We start from the raw sequence: 16,571 nt of genomic DNA on the forward strand, positions 1-16,571 counted from the left end.
TATTTCGGTATACCATGCTCAAGATTTATTTAGTACAGATGGAAGCGGTTTTAAACGATAAAACCGCAAACTTCAGGAAAGTCCGTCAACTATTAGACGAATGCAATCCCAGGGACGGCCTTATCATTCTCCCTGAAATGTTCGCCACAGGGTACATTCCCGAAGAGCCTGCCAAATATGCAGAAGACTTCGGCCATGCAGATGCAGGACTCACCGCCAACTTCTTGAGCACACTGGCCGACGAAACTGGATGTGCAGTCCTTGGCGCTGGAATTTCTACAGTTCCCAATAAAGGTCAGAACGCCCCCCTGATGCAAAACCATTCCAGCCTTTATCTGCCCGGTCGCAAAGAGGAAGCCGCCTGCTATAACAAGCGAAAGCCCTTCTTCCCCGAAGTGGATTTCATCCCTGGCGATTCCGTTAGCTTATTCAAAATAAACCAGTGGAATGTCGCCGCCGCCATCTGCTACGACCTGCGTTTTCCGGAACTGTTCCGCGACGCCGTAAAAGCCGGGGCAAGACTCATTACCATTCAGGCAGCCTGGCCCGTCATTCGCAAGGAACACTGGATCACCCTGCTGAAAGCCCGCGCCATCGAAAATCAGGTTTATGTAGCCGCCGCAAACCAATACGGAAATTCCATGATTATCTCCCCCACCGGCGAGGTTATCGCCCAGGGAGAAATGGGAGAAAAAGTGATCCAGGGGACCATTTTATCGGCTCCGCAAGAGGAATACCGCAAGGCATTTCCCGTCCTGAAAGGAATAGTCTAAATTGGAATGATTTAAATCACAATATCAAAACAACGTCATTTTCGGCAACTCATTGAGTATCAACAACTTACAGAATCTTTTGAAAAATTTTTCTTTGAAAATGTGATGTAGATGACAGCCAAATGTCAAAAATTAATTGTATCTTTCTTCATGTAAAACGGATATCAACGTCAAAAAAGAGAGAGAGGTGCATCATGTCAAACGAAAATAAGTTGCAGTATGTCAAGGCGTTGATTAAAGCAGGAGTTACCCGCGAACTGGTCCTCAAGATTACCTCGATTTCTGGCTACCAGTATTCTCAAATTCGCCGCGAACTCGCCGCCTAAAAAGCCAAGGCAATTTAGCTTCAAAAAATGAAAATAATCCTTGTTATACCCGCGCAGCCTGCCACCCTAAATCAGGAACGGCAGGCTGTGCTTTTATCATGCTTTCGCGACGGATCCCTGCTTTTAGAAGGCAAGGACGGAAAGAAACCAGCCCAGTTCTATATGTCTATCAAGGACAATTTTCCCTGGAGCGAATTTCTGAAGAAGATGATGGTGGCCTGGCAGTTGAGCGACTACTCAGGCGTTCCCAACGAGTTTAAGCCACTGAAGAGAATTCCTCAGTTTGTTTTAGACGAAATATTGAACGAGACTCAGGAAAATCAGCTGAAAGTTCTTGCCGCCCTAAGGCAGCAAGGTTACTTCGGGACGCTCCCGCAACGCAAGGACAAGTAGGGAGTCCCTGAGACCCGAGGCACAGAGACCCTGAGACCCTGAAATAAATTCAGGGTGACGTTCTGGGTGACGTTTGGATTCTAAAGGATCAGCATGCCGTCGCCGTAGCTGAACAGCTTCAGGCGATTTTCTACAGCCATCTTGTAGGCGGCCAGAGTGTTTTCGCGGCCATAGAAAGCAGACACCAGCAAGATTAGGGAACTCTTGGGCCAATGGAAATTGGTAAGCAAGCCGTCTACGATCTTGTAGCGATAACCCGGATAGAAGAACGCGTGAGTGACACCGCTCTGGGCACGGACAACGCCGTTGTCGTCGGCGATGGTTTCTACCACGCGGGTACTTGTGGTACCCACGGTAACAACGCGGCCACCGGCGGCTTTTGCCTCGTTAATGATGCGAGCATTTTCTTCTGTAAGTTCGTAGTGTTCACCGTGCATCTTGTGCTGAGTGAAATCCTCTACAGAAATATTCTGGAAGGTACCGGGTCCCACATGCAGTGTAACTTCGGCGACCTTGACGCCCTTGTCCTTTAGAGCCTGCAGCATCTCTTCGCTAAAATGGAGGCTTGCCGTAGGAGCGGCAACGGCACCGGAATACTTGGCAAAAATAGTCTGGTAAGCCTTCTTGTCTTCTTCGTCATCGGGGCGGTTAATGTAGGGCGGCAGGGGCACGTGTCCCTGGGCATTCATCACCGCTTCCAGTTCAACGGGCGTTACGGCAAAGCGCAGAACACGGGAACCGTCTTCGTTGATAGATTCTACAGTGGTCTTAACGCCAGCGATTATCAATTCGCGGCCCACCTTAAAAGCCTTACCCGGGCGAACCTGAGCCTCGTAACGGGCAGAACCATCTTCGGCAGGAATCATGGCCTGCACCAGCAAGGTTTCTACTTCGCCGTCATGCATGGTCTTTCCATAAAGGCGGGCAGGAATCACCTTGGTGTTGTTCACCACCAGGCAGTCACCGGCCCTGAAAAGATCTACGATATCGGCAGCCTTCATGATATGACGTTCACCACCGTCCTTAGGGCAATGCAAAATGCGAGTCTTGCCCTTGCCCGCCGTGCGGCTGGCAATCAGTTCGGGAGGAAATTCAAAACTGTAGTCAGAAAGATTATGTTCCATGGTTACGCATCCATTTCGGCCAAAGCCTTCAGCAAACTTTCACGAACCTTATTCTTGAGGGATTCCGGCTTAAGAATAGAGATTTCCGTAGAAACACCCATGAGCCAAGTAACAAAATCAGGGGTGATGCGGAGTTTTACATCCACAACCATATTGCCGTTCTTATCGAGACGGCGGGTTGCTTCCGGGAAGAAGTGGGAACGTTCAAACTGAGTCTGAAGCCACTTGGTCTTGACCAACAGGGAAACATCTTCAGGAGTGATTTTAGAATCGGTATACTTGGCGAAAGCATACTTATAATGGATCTTCGCATCGAAGGGTAGCTTAGGTGCGGGAACATTCGTAATCGTCACGTTGGAAATTTTTTCGAACATGAAGTTCTTGAACACCTGAGTTTCTTCATAAGTTTCATCTGCGGCTATCAGATACAGGGTATCCATACGCATAATGACCTTGATAGGATTCACTATCTTCGTCTCTGGTTTTTCAGAAGAGGCGGAGTGAGTGTAATTTATGCGGATCATGGAACCATCGTGAATGGCTTTCAGCACCTTGTTCACCATGGAATCCTGCAATTTATTATCGCAGAAAGGACCGTAATCCAGAATGTAGTCCGGGTCCGTAGAAATGGCATCGGGTTTGAAGTCTTCGGGATCGGTGGTCTGCATGGAATCAATCACCTTTTCCAGCAGTTTGATAGTCTTCAAGTCGGCCGCGTTAGCGACAGAAAGGCTCTTCTTGACCTTTTCAAGTTGACGAACCACTTCCTGGTTGAAGTTCATCTCCTTGTCAGTTTGAATAACATAATAAGTTTCGCCATTTTCCTTAAACTTACGGAGTCCGCAGTTTTCCTTGGCAACGACATCCAGATGACGGAATACCGTACGAGGGCCGCAATTCAACAAAGAGGCAAGCTGTTTTACAGTGACCTTACTTTTTAGGAAGCCCTTGATATTATTGATTTTTTCGTAACCACTTGCCATAGGATTTCTCCAGTTACAGAAGTTTTAAACGGTTTTCAATGGAAGCGGTCTTTGCCTTCTTTACCACAGACAGGAACGCAGCCTGTTTTTGAATAACAGAACGCACATGACCTTCCAGCAGGAATTTTTTGTTCACGCAGGAAACCTTTACCACAGCCCCCTGCATAATGGAATGCAAGGCCAGATCCGTTTCCAGTTCCTTGCACAGCATTTCATTTTCAACTTGATCGGCAGGAATCACGGAAATGGCACAATGAAGCGCCAACACACCAGAAATTTCAGCCACCTTATTTTCCAGATCCCTGGAGTAATATTTTTCGTTGCAATAGGCGGAAACTTCTACATGGCCGAATAGGACCTTTACATCATAATTGAACAGGTGGACATTGGGTGATTCCAGCAAGGCGATAACCGCACGTTCAATTTGAGTATCCGTGATGTAGGAGTCCGTCTGGATTCGGGTAAAGTCAACACAACCACGCACCTTAGGGAGGCCGTTAATGCAAGCCTTCATGGCACGTTTAATGGAAAGGTTGCGGACCATTCCCTTAAGGTAAACCACACCCTGCCCCACTTCAATGGAAACCTTGGAAGCATCCTGCGGGAACACCTGTTTTACCTTGCCCAACACCGCCTGGGTAAGTTTATCGTTAGGCGCATTCTGAGCCTGCAACGGCAAGGTAATGAACAACAGGGTTTTGTCTTTTAACAAAACAGCCAGCTTGTCTTTTTCGCCATCGTTCACCATGCCCACGGCAACGCCGAACTGGTCGCGAATGGTATGGTAGACCTGATCTCCAAGAAGCGTGTGGGCACTTTGTGCCGGCAGCAACCGGTAACCATCCGTAGACTCTTCTTTCTGGATTGTCACCTTGGGGCATTCTACCTTTTTTTCGGGACCGCTACCATAATCCAGAACCATGATATCTTTTTCGGGGCCCTGGAAGACACTTTTTACAAGACCAGGCTTAAGACTCTTCTTGAAGTAGAGCCAGTTACCCGGAGCCACACGGTTATGCCCGAAAATCTTGGCGTAGTCGGAATTGATGTGTTCCTTTCGGCAGAAACAAAATTCGTTAGAAAAGGCAACAAAAAGGGCCGTGCAGCGGGTACAGCAGCACAGCACCGGAATATGAGGGTCCAAGCCCCCATAAGTGGTATAGTTTTCCTGGGCAAAAATATCGTGGTCCGTTACCTTCTGGCAACGGCAACAGAATAGCCTCTGACTGTACAACCTATGAGGAAACTGAACACGCATTGATTGAGTGGTTAGTGGTCAGTGGTTAGTGGTTAGTGGTTACTGTTTACTAACCACTGTTTACTAAACACTATTTGTTACCCCATGAGCGGGAGGGCTACGTCGATACGGCGGAGGGTTTCTTCCTTACCCAGGAGTTCGAAGAGTTCCCACAGGCCAGGACCAGCGGTAACGCCAGAAACTGCCAAGCGGGGAGCGCCCACCAGTTCGCCCACCTTGTGGCCGATGCGTTCTGCCAGAGCATAGAATTCCTTTTCGATGACCGGGGTCTTGAAATCTTCGATGGAAGCCAGCATGTCGCGGACCTGCTGGCAGAGAGCCTTGGAGCCGACCCCAAAGTGCTTCTTGGCACCCTTTTCGTCGTAAGTTTCCGGAGCCTTGAAGAAGTAGGTGGACATGTCAGCCAGATCCTGCACGAAGTGTGCGCGGGGCTTCAGGTTCTTCACAATTTCCAGGAGACGTGCTTCAGGTTCGGCGCTCAGGTCGAAGCCCTTGGCAGCCAGACCTTCCTTCATAATGCCGAGGAGCATGGCGTCGTCGCACATATGAATGTGCTGGCCGTTCATCCACTGCAGCTTCTTTTCATCGAAGGAAGCAGGCTTGGGGTTGATGCGTTCCAGGGTGAAGCAGTCAATCATTTCCTTGATGGTCATGACTTCACGGTCGTCACCCGGATTCCAGCCCAGGAGAGCCAGGTAGTTGACCAGAGTTTCGGGCAGGTAGCCCAGGTCGCGGAAGTCGCCCACGGAGGCAGCACCCTTACGCTTGGAAAGCTTACCGCCATTCTTGTCGAGAATCACCGGCAGGTGGCACCATACAGGAGGTTCCCAACCGAAGGCCTTGTACAGCAATTCGTGCTTGGGAGTAGAAGAAATCCATTCGTCACCGCGGAGCACGTGGGAAGTACCCATCAGGTGGTCATCGCAAACACTTGCGAAATGATAAGTGGGGTAACCGTCGCGCTTGATGAGAACCAGGTCGTCCAGCAGTTCATTCTGGTAAGAGATGTGGCCGCGGATCATGTCGTCGAATTCGGTGACGCCAGTTTCGGGAACCTTGAAGCGGATCACAGCCTTTTCGCCAGCGGCGATGCGGGCTTCAGCTTCTTCGCGAGGAATGTTACGGCAGTGGCGGTCATAACCGGTCACGGAGACGCCGGCCTTTTCCTGTTCGGCACGAACTTCCTGGAGGCGTTCTTCGGTGCAGAAGCAGTAGTAGGCATCGCCGGAGTCCAGCAACTTCTTGATCTGTTCGTTATAGATGTGCAAGCGTTCGCTCTGGAAGTAAGGACCGCAATCCTTTTCGCAACCCGGACCTTCGTCCCACTGGAGGCCAAGCCACTTCAGGTCGCGCATCAAGTCGTGCAGTGCAGTTTCGTTATAACGCTTACGGTCGGTATCTTCGATACGGAGGTAGAACACGCCGCCCATGGCCTTTGCAAAGAAGTAGTTGTAGATAGCAGTACGGGCACCGCCAACGTGGAGGTAACCGGTGGGGCTGGGGGCAAAACGTACACGGACGGGACGCTTGTTATTGCAGCAATCGCACATATTGTATTCCTTTTTTAGGGCAGCCGCGCAAGAGATCTTGTCACAGCTCCATAGTTTAAAATTTTCTATGTCAAAATTTAGCAATTTCAAAAAAACAAGATTTCCTCGCAGTCTCCCACGAGGCTAACAAAGCACCTACATAAAATGTAAAACCAATCCACGAGCAGACAATTTTAGCGAATATTTTTCCCAATTCCATCACGTTTCCCATTGAGCATCAACAAATTGACTCATATGTTTCTACATTTCACCTGCAATTTATTCATAGCGAATTTGTCTTTTGGCAAATCCGCGTAGCCAAAGGATCGATATGGAAGCTTTAACCGCTTTTCTTGATACCATCGATGGCTATGTTTGGGGAATTCCCCTCATTGTCGTCATCTTGTTTGTAGGCCTCCTCCTCACGGTCCGTCTGGGCTGCCTGCAGGTGGTAAACCTCCCCAACGCTCTGCGTTACATGCTCCACAACGAAAAGGGCGGCCAGGGCGAAGTCTCTAGCTTCGGCGCACTTTGCACCGCACTTGCCGCAACCATCGGTACAGGTAACATCGTGGGTGTGGCAACCGCTATCGGCACCGGTGGCCCGGGCGCACTCTTCTGGATGGAGGTAGCAGCCTTCTTCGGCATGGCCACCAAGTACGCCGAAGGCGTTCTGGCCGTGAAGTACCGCAAGATGGACAAGGACGGCAAGGTTCTTGGCGGTCCTTTCTACTATATCGAAACAGGCATCAAGGAACGTTTCGGCTGGAATATGAAGTGGCTGGCAGTGCTCTTCGCCATCTTCGGTGTCTGTGCAGGCGTCATGGGCATCGGCACCATCACCCAGGTGAACGGCATTACCAGCGCCATGGCTCGACTCACTCCTAACGCAGCTGAATTCGTGAACATCGGCGGAAACTCCGTCAGCATCACCACCGCCATCGCAGGCGTTCTGGTCACCGCATTCTCCGCCTTCGTGATTATCGGCGGTCTGAAGCGCATTGCCAAGGTTTCTACCTATATCGTTCCTGTCATGGCAATCCTCTACATTCTCGCTTGCATGCTCTTGCTCATGATGAACTTCGCTGCTATTCCCGAAGCGGTCCAGACCATCGTCCGCGCAGCCTTCAACCCCAGCGCCGTGACCGGCGGTGTGGTAGGCACCATCTTTATCGCCATGCAGAAGGGTATCGCCCGCGGTATCTTCAGTAACGAAGCTGGTCTCGGTTCCGCACCTATCGCAGCGGCCGCCGCAAAGACCAACGAACCGGTCCGTCAGGGCCTGGTCTGCATGACCGGTACTTTCTTCGACACCATCATCATTTGTACCATGACCGGCCTTGCCATTGTGGTTTCTGGCGCTTGGGATCCGAAGCTTGGCCTGGAAGGCGTGAACATCACCATGGAAGCCTTCTCCCGCGGTCTCGCATTCTTCCCCGGTGGCGCAACCATCGCTCCTTACTTCCTGGCAATCGCTCTGGTGTTCTTCGCATTCACCACCATTCTGGGTTGGGCCTACTATTCTGAAAAGTGCCTGCAGTACCTGATCGGCGGCAAGAAGAAAAAGGCAATCCTCGCCTACCGCTGGATTTATGTTGCTGCAATCTTCGTCGGTCCCTACCTGACCGTAAGCGCCGTTTGGACTTGCGCTGACATTTTCAACGGCCTCATGGCATTCCCCAACTTGATTGCCTTGATTCTGCTGAGCGGCATCGTAGCTCTCGAAACCAGGGACTTCCTGGATCGCTTGCACGACGGCAAGGTGGGCGAATAAAAAATTTAGGACGTTTATGCCAGTTCCGGACTTGGCGCAATTGGCGGATGGCTCTTTCTGGGCATTATAATCGCAATTATTTTTGCCTTAATAACTCGCGGCAGAAAAATGTAAGGCAAACACGCTTAATAAAAAAAACAGATGGTGATAAACCATCTGTTTTTTTTACTGTCAGTTAATCCCCGTAGTGTCCCTTACAGGAAATCACGTCGACGACGTCTCCATTAACTCGGTACACCAAGCGATTCACATCATCGATTCGACGACTCCAGAAACCGGATAATTTACCTTTCAAAGGCTCCGGTTTGCCGATTCCATCTTCGGCACTTCGTTCAACATCCTTAAGGAGTTGATTGATTCGTTTCAGGGTTTTCTTGTCTTGGGACTGCCAGTAGAGATAATCTTCCCAGGCTTTATCAAACCAGTTCTTCTTCATCATCCCCCCCAACTTCAATCAGTTCATGAACAACCCCCTTCCCAGCCTTAATGGCCGCAGCGCCTTCTTCCAAGAACTTCATATTGCTTTCGCTATAGAAGGGATCCGGAAGGGAAATTTCGAAAGGGATGCGATTCTCCCTGAGAACCGCCTTGACGAACAAGTTGAGGGCAGAGGACGTAGACAGCCCCACCTTTTCGCAGAACTTGTCGAAACGTTCCTTGTCCTTGGTTTCGATTCTTGCGGAAATTGTAGAAAGGGCCATAATTAAACCTCCATTTTCCGACAATGTAATACATTCGCTTGCATTTTGCAAGCCATCACAACATTTTACCGATATTTCAGCCATCTTTTTCCTTTTTCACGTTATGTTTCGCAAATCAAGCCTTGTTATGGCCTGAAGCAAGAAAGTGTTCCTGCTATTTTCTATACACGTTTTTTAAAGGGAAAAATGTTTCACATTCTTGCGTAAAATGATTGTAAAAAAACTAATTTGAAGCGCACAATTACCAATCTCCTTTCATAGGCGGTCACATGGACAAGAAATTTGCAGTGGTTCTCCCGGCCGGTGGCCTGGGCAAGCGCATGGGCGGAAACATTCCCAAGCAGCTGATGCTTTTGGGCGGCAAGCCTGTTTACCGTTATTGCCTTGAGACGTTCCTGCAGATGGACGAAATTGCCGAAGTGGTGATGGCTGTACCTGTCGACTGGAAAAGCCATTTTGAAGATGAACTTTTCGGGTCGGCCGCAGACACGAGCAACTCCAGCCTCACTGCAGAAATGCGAGCCAAGTTGAAGATTGTTGTAGGCGGCGCAGAACGTTGGCAGTCCGTAGAAAATGGAGTCAACGCCCTGACCAGTTCTGCGGAATACGTTCTCGTTCACGACGTAGCCCGTCCCTTTATTAGCAAGGAGATCATTCTTGACGTCTGCCGTACTCTTGTAGAAAAGGGTGCATGCCTTGTGGCAAAGCCTGCCGTAGACACCATCAAGATCGCAGCAGACGGCCGCGTTGAAAAGACCATCGACCGCAATACCGTCTGGATGGCACAGACCCCCCAGGCAGCCCGCATCGACGTTCTTAAGTCGCTGTACAAGCGTATCGCTGCAGAGCCGTTGAACTTTATTCCTACAGACGAAGCCAGCATCCTGGAATTCTTTGGAGAGCCGGTCTATATCGTTAAGGGTGCCGCAGCCAACGACAAGCTGACCACCCCCGAAGACTTCGAAATCTTCGCCGCAAAGCTGAAGTAACAAACAGGATTCTCATATTATTTTATTACATTGGTAATTCAGTATATTGGAGTTTTGGGAAACTCAACCTTGTTGGTGAATTAGGATATGAACATTTTAAGAGTCGTGGCATTTATCGGCGCGTTGGCAGCATTTTCCATAGCCAGCCAAACCGTATCCATTTTCGTGAAAGACCCTGCCGAATTAGAAAGCCTTCAGCAGAACTTGGAAAACATCAAGACCGATTTAGGCGAAAGCAATCCTCAAATTGACGAGCTGTTGACCCGAGCATCCAAGATTGCAGAAATGAACAACCGCTGTTCCATGATTTCCATCAACGACGTGCTGGACGAGGAATGCGGACATTTCTATTCCGTGGACCTGCCCGAATTCGAAGCCCAGTACATGGAACTGACTGGTGAATTAAGTTTGAACGCCGTTAAGGTTGGAAACACCTTGGCAGAGCGCACCGAACAGATTCAGGTCTGCGCAAACGCCCTGGGCGGAATTCTCGTTTCCAAGGAAAAGATGTTACGCATGGATGGCGAAATCGCATTGGAACCTTTGAATCTAGAAGGGGCCTTTGACGCGACCTATGATTTCAACCTATACTTTGATGCAGAGCGCATGAAGGTGCAGCAAAACCTGCTGGAACGCTGGGTGGAAAAGTGCAGCGAAGTCGTAGTCCGTCAAGCACACGATGAATTCGCACCCCTATTCGTCGATCGAATCAAAGTAATAAATGACTCTCTAGAAAAGAACAAAGCCAACATGAAGATCGTGCTGGAACCTGAATACCTGGATTTTTATCTGGATATGAACAGACCGGTTGCGGGTTCCTACTTTCTAAACGGAGCGCAGATCTTTAATGTTGAATCCCTACCCTCCGGCAGAAACTTCTCGCACATCATCGTCAGTGCAGTAGACAAGAAAGTGAACCTGCCCCTGGGAACCGACGGCAAAATGCAGAACTTTAGAGGCCGTGTGGAATTCACAGCCGCCTACCAGGAAAAGGACCTGGTGGGCCGCTGGATTTGGGGAAGCCAGAAGGACATTCGACGCGCCAAGGCGAAGGGAGATATTTCCTCTGAAGTTGTTATGGGTGATTCCTCAAAACCTGCACCAGTCGTCAAGAAGTTGGCTTCCATTGACACAACTGCACTCATCACTTCTGTAGCAGATTCCGCAGTTCAAGAAACACCAAAGGATGTTGCCGCCAACGATGCCGCCAAGGACGCAGCAGCAGACAGCGACAAGAAGAAGTCCTGGATTCCGCCCGCTATCGCAGGGGCTGTCATGATTGGAGGTGGTGTAATGGCCGCAGTCTTCAACAGCAAGGCCAAGAAGGAAAGCGAAAAGAAAACGCTTACCCGTAAAGAATACGACGACCGTTGTGATAAGATTGAAAACGCACAGACGTTGCGAGCCGTAGGTTTGGGAATTGCCGCCGCAGGCCTTGTTGGCGTAGGCGTTACACTGTTTTTCTAAGGAGAGGATGATATGAAAATGAACAATCTGAACAATCCCTCCCGTGTCATCCTGAGCAACCTCGCCCGCGTCATTCTGAGCAACTTTTCCCGCGTCATCCTGAGCGTAGCGAAGGATCTAGCAATCGCGGCATCTCTCTTTGCACTTGTAGCCTGCACCGACTACCTGGAAGACTTCCAGGACAAGTATGACGACGGCAATGCCTTCGCCGAAATAACCAGCGACAGCGACAATGGCAGCGACGACAGCAGCAGCGACAGCAAACTCAGTTCTTCCAACGGTGGCGACAGCGAGCTCAGCTCTTCCAGCAAGGGCAACGGCGATGCAGAATCTTCCGACAGCACGGACAGTTCCAGTTCAGCAACTGATCCAGGCAGTTCCTCTTCTGTTGCAGAATCCAGCAGCAGCGCTTTCGAGCCTTGCACCGGCACCGTGATTTATGACGCGAAAGAAGATTCGGTGTATAATAAATTTGGTCGAAAATTTAGTATGTATGTCCCAGGGTATGGCCCAGATTCGAGCAAAACAAGTCCAGACGGAGTAACAGCATATCTTCCTCAGGAGGGCTTATTAATAATGCCTTTGGTAGAATCCCCAGATACCATGAATATTGAACCTTGGGGTGGATTCTGTGTTGAATACACTGGTTCAGGAGTTCTACATGCTAACGTCGTCGATGGGAGTAGCGCTAATAAACCTATTTTGCTTTACAAAGAGATGCCTAATACAAATGGCGAAAAAAGTTCATTCACATGGTCATGGAATGAAAATGTAGGTTTGATGGAGAAACAAGAAGACAATGGCAGCTCAGAAGGATTTTCAATAGAAAAGGTAGAATCAATCAATTTTATCAGCTATTTGGGTAATAGTTCTATAACCATTCATAAAATCACAACATTGAAGCCCAATGTTTCTATTGACGAATACTTAAAATGCGACGGCTCGACTATTACACCACAACATATCGAATACTGGTCGTCCTTAGGTTCTTTTCAGGAAAGAACATATCTAAAACCCGGTAGTGAATACAATATTACTTTATTAGGAAACAACACTGTTCTTGTGAATCATCCAGACGATCAGGTAAGGTTGGCCCAAGCCAAAGGTTTCTGTATAGAATATTCTTCAGACAAAAATTTCTTGTTATCATTTCACCGCTACGAGACGAACGGCACACTTACAAATGATAGTGCAAATGTCTCCATTTACAAAGGGGAGAAAAAGATTTCTTACATACTATGGAAGGATTTAGAAGAAGAATTTAATGGTTTTAATCCAACTAATAACCATGTACTAGCATTCAGTGCTAAACAAACCGAAAACGACACAACAAATATATTAATCAGTCGAATGACTCTAATCGAATAAAAAAACAAGACCAACCAGTATGTAAAAAGGGGACTGATGAAGAAATCATCAGTCCCGATTTTTTTTCGATTCGTACTCATTTCCATCTTCGAGCGTTAATTCCAGTACCGATCAGCATTAAGAAAATGATGGGAATGTATTTACAAAACAGTTAGCTTTAACTAACTTTAAGTCATCGGAAGGAGGGTCACATGTCAGCCTTATCTCAATACCATGACTTAATCTTGTGCGTCGTTTCCGCCCTGGAAGCAAGAGATTCCTACACCAGTTTCCATTCCTCCCGCGTAGCGGAAATGGTGGAAGCCCTTTGCAGGTTTTTAGGCATCACCGGCGATCAGGAAGAACTATTCCATATTTCGGCACACTTGCATGACGTTGGGAAAATTGGCATACGCGACGACGTTCTTTTAAAAGCAGGACGATTGAATGATGAAGAATGGGAAATCATGAAATCCCATTCTTTGCAAGGTTACGAAATTTTACGGAAGGCAAAGCTATTTGAGAACGTAGCTATCATTGTACGCGGACACCACGAACGCTGGGACGGTAAAGGTTATCCCGATGGACTGTCCGGAGCAAACATTCCCCTGGGTTCAAGAATTATCGCAATCGCCGATTCCATCGACGCCATGATTTCAGACCGTCCGTATCGCAAGGGAATGGACGTTTCCATCTGTAAGGAAGAAATAAAAAAGAACGCCGGAATCATGTACGATCCCGACGTGGTTAAAGTCGCTTTGGAAAATTGGGAAGAGCTGATTCAGGCAGGAACCGCAACCTGTGTCATGACACCTTCAACCTAGTCATGCTTTTGGCACAAATAGCCATGGTAGAAGCATTGTGCAAAAATGCCGACGTGGTGGGAGAAAGGAATCCGAAGAATCCACCCGCAAGCAAACCCGTATTAAAGGCGACGATGAACTTATAGTTGGATTGGATTCGATCCATCAGCTTTTGGCTCAGAACGCGAAGCTCAGCCAAGTCTTCCAGATTTTCCCCTCGGAGAGTAACGTCCGCAGTTTCCCGGGCAATGTCGGAAGCATCGCTCATGGCAACAGAAACGTTTGCGGCAGCCAAGGCGGGAGCATCGTTAATGCCATCCCCCACCATAATGACGCGTTTGCCTTCTGCTTTCATCCGTTCCACGTAATTGTGTTTGTCTTCGGGCAAAACTTGTGCGTAGAACGTGTCTATTCCCAGGATTTCAGCGGTACGTTCCGCAGCCTTCTGGCTGTCGCCGGTAATCATGACCACATTCTTGATGCCCGTTTCTCGCAGGCGTTTGATAGCGACGGCAGCCTCTTCTCGCGGAGGGTCGCTAATGCACAAGACACCAGCCAACTTGCCGCCAATACCCAAGTAGATGACGGATGCGGCACCGCCCACTTCTTCGATGGTCGCCTGCTGTTGTTCCGTCACGAGAACCTTTTCGTCTTCAATAACAAAATGCCTGCTACCGATGACAGCCCTCTCACCTCTAAGGGTTGTGGCAATACCATGAGCCACAATGTACTTTACATCCGCATGCTCTTCGGCATGATCGATGCCACGTTCCGCGGCACCATTTACAATAGCGCGGGCCATGCTGTGAGGGAAATGTTCCTCGATGCAGGCAGCTATCTTTAAAATTTCTTCTTCGGAACGACCACCAAAGGCAATAATCTTCTGAAGCTTCGGTTCTGCCTTGGTCAAAGTTCCCGTCTTATCGAAAACGACAGTATCAGCCAAGGCAAATTCCTCAAGATACTTGCCACCCTTTACCGTCATATTTCTATCGGCGGCCTCACGCAAGGCTGAAATTACGGAGATAGGCGTAGAAAGTTTAATGGCGCAGGAATAATCCACCATCAAGATGGAAACGGCCTTGGTAATGTTCCGGGTAAACAGAAGAGTCAAGCCAAATCCCAGGAAACTGAAGGGGACGATGCTGTCAGCCAAATGCTCTGCGCGGCTCTGAATGCCAGCCTTCAAATCTTCGCTATGGTCAATAAGTTCAATAATCTTCTGGATTTTTGTATTTCCATTAACGGCACGGACCTTTACCACAAAGGAGCCTTCGTCCAAAATGGTGCCAGCAAAAACAGTCTTACCTTCGTTCTTCAGCACCGCCTTGGACTCGCCGGTCATGGTAGATTCGTTGACAAAGGCTTCCCCTTCTACAACGGTACCGTCCACAGGAATCATGGCACCATCGCGGATTCTCACCAAGTCACCCGGCACCACGTCCTTCAAGTCAACTAAGGTGTCCACGCCATTTTTAACCACCCAGACTTTGTCCACCTTTACAGCAAGGCTTCCTGTAAGGGCTGTACGGGTGCGAGCCTTGGTGTAATCTTCCAATAAGCCAGAAACCCCTAGCAGGAACATGACCGTACCTGCGGACTCATAATTTTTCTGGAGCATGGAGGCTCCAATGGCGGCACCATCCAGAACTTCGACGGTCAACTTACCTTCTGCAAGAGTGGATAATCCCTTAGCCACATATTTGAGGCCGCGGAAAACCGTTATGGCCGTTCGAATCGGCAAAGGAACAAACCAGCGCATCAGATAGCGGCGGGCTATCATTTTGCACAGGCTGTTCTGGAAATTGTCATCCAGGGATTGCAACTGGTAATCCGTATCCGGATCCACTTCGGGCAATTCCCTCGGTTTTAAGGCAGTTACAAAATCCAGAATCATCTGGCGATTTTCAGCAGTTATTTCTGCAGATTCATCGCAGCCATAGTTCAGCAAAAGGCTTCCATTGGCACTATGGATTACCGCAGACTTTACGCAAGGAATCCCCACGCAAGCCTTATGGATACGGCCTTCAAACTTAGGTTCAAAGGCGTAAGGACCACAGCGAAAACGGATACGCCCCGGCCGATCGTATGCGATTCTGAATTTCATAAACTTACCTACACAAGATGACTTGACAAGAAAAATTACTTGTCCAAGCCTGCTTCGGACTTGGCGTCGTTGCAAATGTCGTTAGCTTCGTCTTTCATATCCTGGAAGGCAGCCTTGGCATCGGCAGAGAACTTCATGCCGTGAGCAAGGCCAGTTACAGCAAGTTCACGAGTTTTCTTTGCCTTGAGCACTTTCTTGGTAATAGCGGAGCCAACAGCACCAGCAACCACCAACCAGAACTTTTCATTTTTGAAGATAGACATAGGTTACTCCTTGTTAATTTTTAAGACTTTGAGTTATAAAAAAAATAGAGTTTTAAACAAGAAATGCAACTTACATACAAAGTAAGTTGCAGACTTCGAAGCTTTGTGCCAGTTAGGTTCAAGCTAACTAAGTTAGTTAGTTTTTAACTAAGTTAGACACTCTAATTTTGTTAGCCAATTTAACTTTGTTAGACCAGCTAACTTTTATTTTAAGCCAAAGCCAAAGCCTTGCCCAGTTCCTGACACTTAGCCTTTGCGTCGTCATCGGGAGCATTTTCAACAGCCAAGGGTTCATCCACAAGGTTCAAGCCCGCGGCAACTGCATCCTCTTTCCAGGGAGTCATATATTCGCCGCCGCCCCAGCCGTATGAACCGAAAAGAGCCACCTTCTTGCCAGCAAGAGCAGGTTTCATCTTCTCATAAAGAGGCTGAAATTCGCTGTCTTCCAATTCTTCGGCACCCATGGCAGGGCAACCTAGAGCAAACTTTTCAAACACCGCTGCAGAATCTGCAGAAAACTCGGTGGTATGAAAAATTGAAACGTCTCCGCCGACAGCTTGTGCGCCAGCAGCAACTTCCTTCGCCATCATTTCAGTGTTTCCGGTTCCAGACCAGTAGACAATTGCAATTTTGCTCATTTTATTGAGGCATCATCAACATGTGTGGAAGCATTTAGGCTGCCTTGCTAGATGATTCTCTCGATTCCGATTCCCATTCGTAGGCTATCTTTACAT

General features: G+C 48.6%; 17 protein-coding genes. 8 read left to right on the top strand and 9 right to left on the bottom strand.

What is annotated here, in order from left to right; genetic code table 11:
• The first annotated feature begins 14 nt into the window (after window positions 1-14).
• The 3 genes from B7992_RS01105 to B7992_RS01110 all read left to right on the top strand — a co-directional run bounded on the left by B7992_RS01105 (window position 15) and on the right by B7992_RS01110 (window position 1,492).
• Window positions 15-773, top strand: coding sequence for a nitrilase-related carbon-nitrogen hydrolase (locus B7992_RS01105; RefSeq protein ID WP_073157272.1), 759 nt, complete (start codon window positions 15-17; stop codon window positions 771-773).
• 194 nt (window positions 774-967) lie between these two features.
• The gene (locus B7992_RS17040; RefSeq protein ID WP_254917571.1) at window positions 968-1,099 is read left to right on the top strand and encodes a hypothetical protein; all 132 of its coding nucleotides are present in this window, start codon (window positions 968-970) and stop codon (window positions 1,097-1,099) included.
• Between the two features lie 87 nt (window positions 1,100-1,186).
• Complete coding sequence (locus B7992_RS01110) at window positions 1,187-1,492, top strand: hypothetical protein (protein ID WP_139258212.1); 306 nt, start codon at window positions 1,187-1,189, stop codon at window positions 1,490-1,492.
• 80 nt (window positions 1,493-1,572) lie between these two features.
• Here the strand turns inward: B7992_RS01110 and queA are convergent, their stop codons facing one another.
• The 4 genes from queA to gltX form a co-directional block, all read right to left on the bottom strand.
• Entirely contained in the window at window positions 1,573-2,616 is a 1,044-nt protein-coding gene (gene queA / locus B7992_RS01115; RefSeq protein ID WP_073283904.1) for a tRNA preQ1(34) S-adenosylmethionine ribosyltransferase-isomerase QueA, read from the bottom strand.
• Between the two features lie 2 nt (window positions 2,617-2,618).
• Window positions 2,619-3,599 (bottom strand): WYL domain-containing protein, encoded by a 981-nt coding sequence (locus B7992_RS01120; RefSeq protein ID WP_073235524.1) that lies wholly within the window; start codon window positions 3,597-3,599, stop codon window positions 2,619-2,621.
• A 13-nt stretch (window positions 3,600-3,612) separates the two neighbouring features.
• Entirely contained in the window at window positions 3,613-4,857 is a 1,245-nt protein-coding gene (locus B7992_RS01125; protein WP_083539639.1) for a BON domain-containing protein, read from the bottom strand.
• Window positions 4,858-4,934: 77 nt separating this feature from the next.
• On the bottom strand, window positions 4,935-6,407 hold the full coding sequence (gltX, locus tag B7992_RS01130; protein WP_073283911.1) for a glutamate--tRNA ligase: 1,473 nt from the start codon (window positions 6,405-6,407) through the stop codon (window positions 4,935-4,937).
• A gap of 310 nt (window positions 6,408-6,717) precedes the next feature.
• On the opposite strand from gltX, the gene B7992_RS01135 reads away from it, so the two are divergent.
• Window positions 6,718-8,160 (top strand): sodium:alanine symporter family protein, encoded by a 1,443-nt coding sequence (locus tag B7992_RS01135; RefSeq protein WP_073283914.1) that lies wholly within the window; start codon window positions 6,718-6,720, stop codon window positions 8,158-8,160.
• A 175-nt stretch (window positions 8,161-8,335) separates the two neighbouring features.
• Here B7992_RS01135 and B7992_RS01140 read toward each other — a convergent pair whose 3' ends face one another.
• Window positions 8,336-8,596, bottom strand: a complete 261-nt coding sequence (locus B7992_RS01140) for a Txe/YoeB family addiction module toxin (RefSeq protein ID WP_088665414.1) — start codon at window positions 8,594-8,596, stop codon at window positions 8,336-8,338.
• On the bottom strand, window positions 8,577-8,861 hold the full coding sequence (locus B7992_RS01145; RefSeq protein ID WP_073157293.1) for a type II toxin-antitoxin system RelB/DinJ family antitoxin: 285 nt from the start codon (window positions 8,859-8,861) through the stop codon (window positions 8,577-8,579). Before B7992_RS01145 ends, B7992_RS01140 begins: the two co-directional genes overlap by 20 nt.
• Window positions 8,862-9,130: 269 nt before the next feature.
• Between B7992_RS01145 and ispD the strand changes: the two genes are divergently transcribed.
• The 4 genes from ispD (at window position 9,131) to B7992_RS01165 (ending at window position 13,488) form a co-directional block, all read left to right on the top strand.
• Window positions 9,131-9,850 (top strand): 2-C-methyl-D-erythritol 4-phosphate cytidylyltransferase, encoded by a 720-nt coding sequence (ispD, locus tag B7992_RS01150; protein WP_088665401.1) that lies wholly within the window; start codon window positions 9,131-9,133, stop codon window positions 9,848-9,850.
• 87 nt (window positions 9,851-9,937) lie between these two features.
• Window positions 9,938-11,317 (top strand): hypothetical protein, encoded by a 1,380-nt coding sequence (locus B7992_RS01155; protein WP_088665402.1) that lies wholly within the window; start codon window positions 9,938-9,940, stop codon window positions 11,315-11,317.
• Window positions 11,318-11,329: 12 nt separating this feature from the next.
• The gene (locus tag B7992_RS01160; protein ID WP_088665403.1) at window positions 11,330-12,685 is read left to right on the top strand and encodes a hypothetical protein; all 1,356 of its coding nucleotides are present in this window, start codon (window positions 11,330-11,332) and stop codon (window positions 12,683-12,685) included.
• Between the two features lie 191 nt (window positions 12,686-12,876).
• Window positions 12,877-13,488, top strand: coding sequence for an HD-GYP domain-containing protein (locus tag B7992_RS01165; RefSeq protein WP_088665404.1), 612 nt, complete (start codon window positions 12,877-12,879; stop codon window positions 13,486-13,488).
• Here B7992_RS01165 and B7992_RS01170 read toward each other — a convergent pair.
• The 3 genes from B7992_RS01170 to B7992_RS01180 form a co-directional block, all read right to left on the bottom strand.
• On the bottom strand, window positions 13,469-15,574 hold the full coding sequence (locus B7992_RS01170; RefSeq protein ID WP_088665405.1) for a heavy metal translocating P-type ATPase: 2,106 nt from the start codon (window positions 15,572-15,574) through the stop codon (window positions 13,469-13,471). The genes B7992_RS01165 and B7992_RS01170 overlap by 20 nt on opposite strands.
• A gap of 35 nt (window positions 15,575-15,609) precedes the next feature.
• Window positions 15,610-15,837, bottom strand: coding sequence for a DUF1490 domain-containing protein (locus B7992_RS01175; protein WP_073157310.1), 228 nt, complete (start codon window positions 15,835-15,837; stop codon window positions 15,610-15,612).
• A 209-nt stretch (window positions 15,838-16,046) separates the two neighbouring features.
• The gene (locus B7992_RS01180; RefSeq protein ID WP_088665406.1) at window positions 16,047-16,475 is read right to left on the bottom strand and encodes a flavodoxin; all 429 of its coding nucleotides are present in this window, start codon (window positions 16,473-16,475) and stop codon (window positions 16,047-16,049) included.
• Window positions 16,476-16,571: the final 96 nt, after the last annotated feature.

Source organism: Fibrobacter sp. UWH1 (assembly GCF_002210365.1).
Lineage (GTDB): Bacteria > Fibrobacterota > Fibrobacteria > Fibrobacterales > Fibrobacteraceae > Fibrobacter.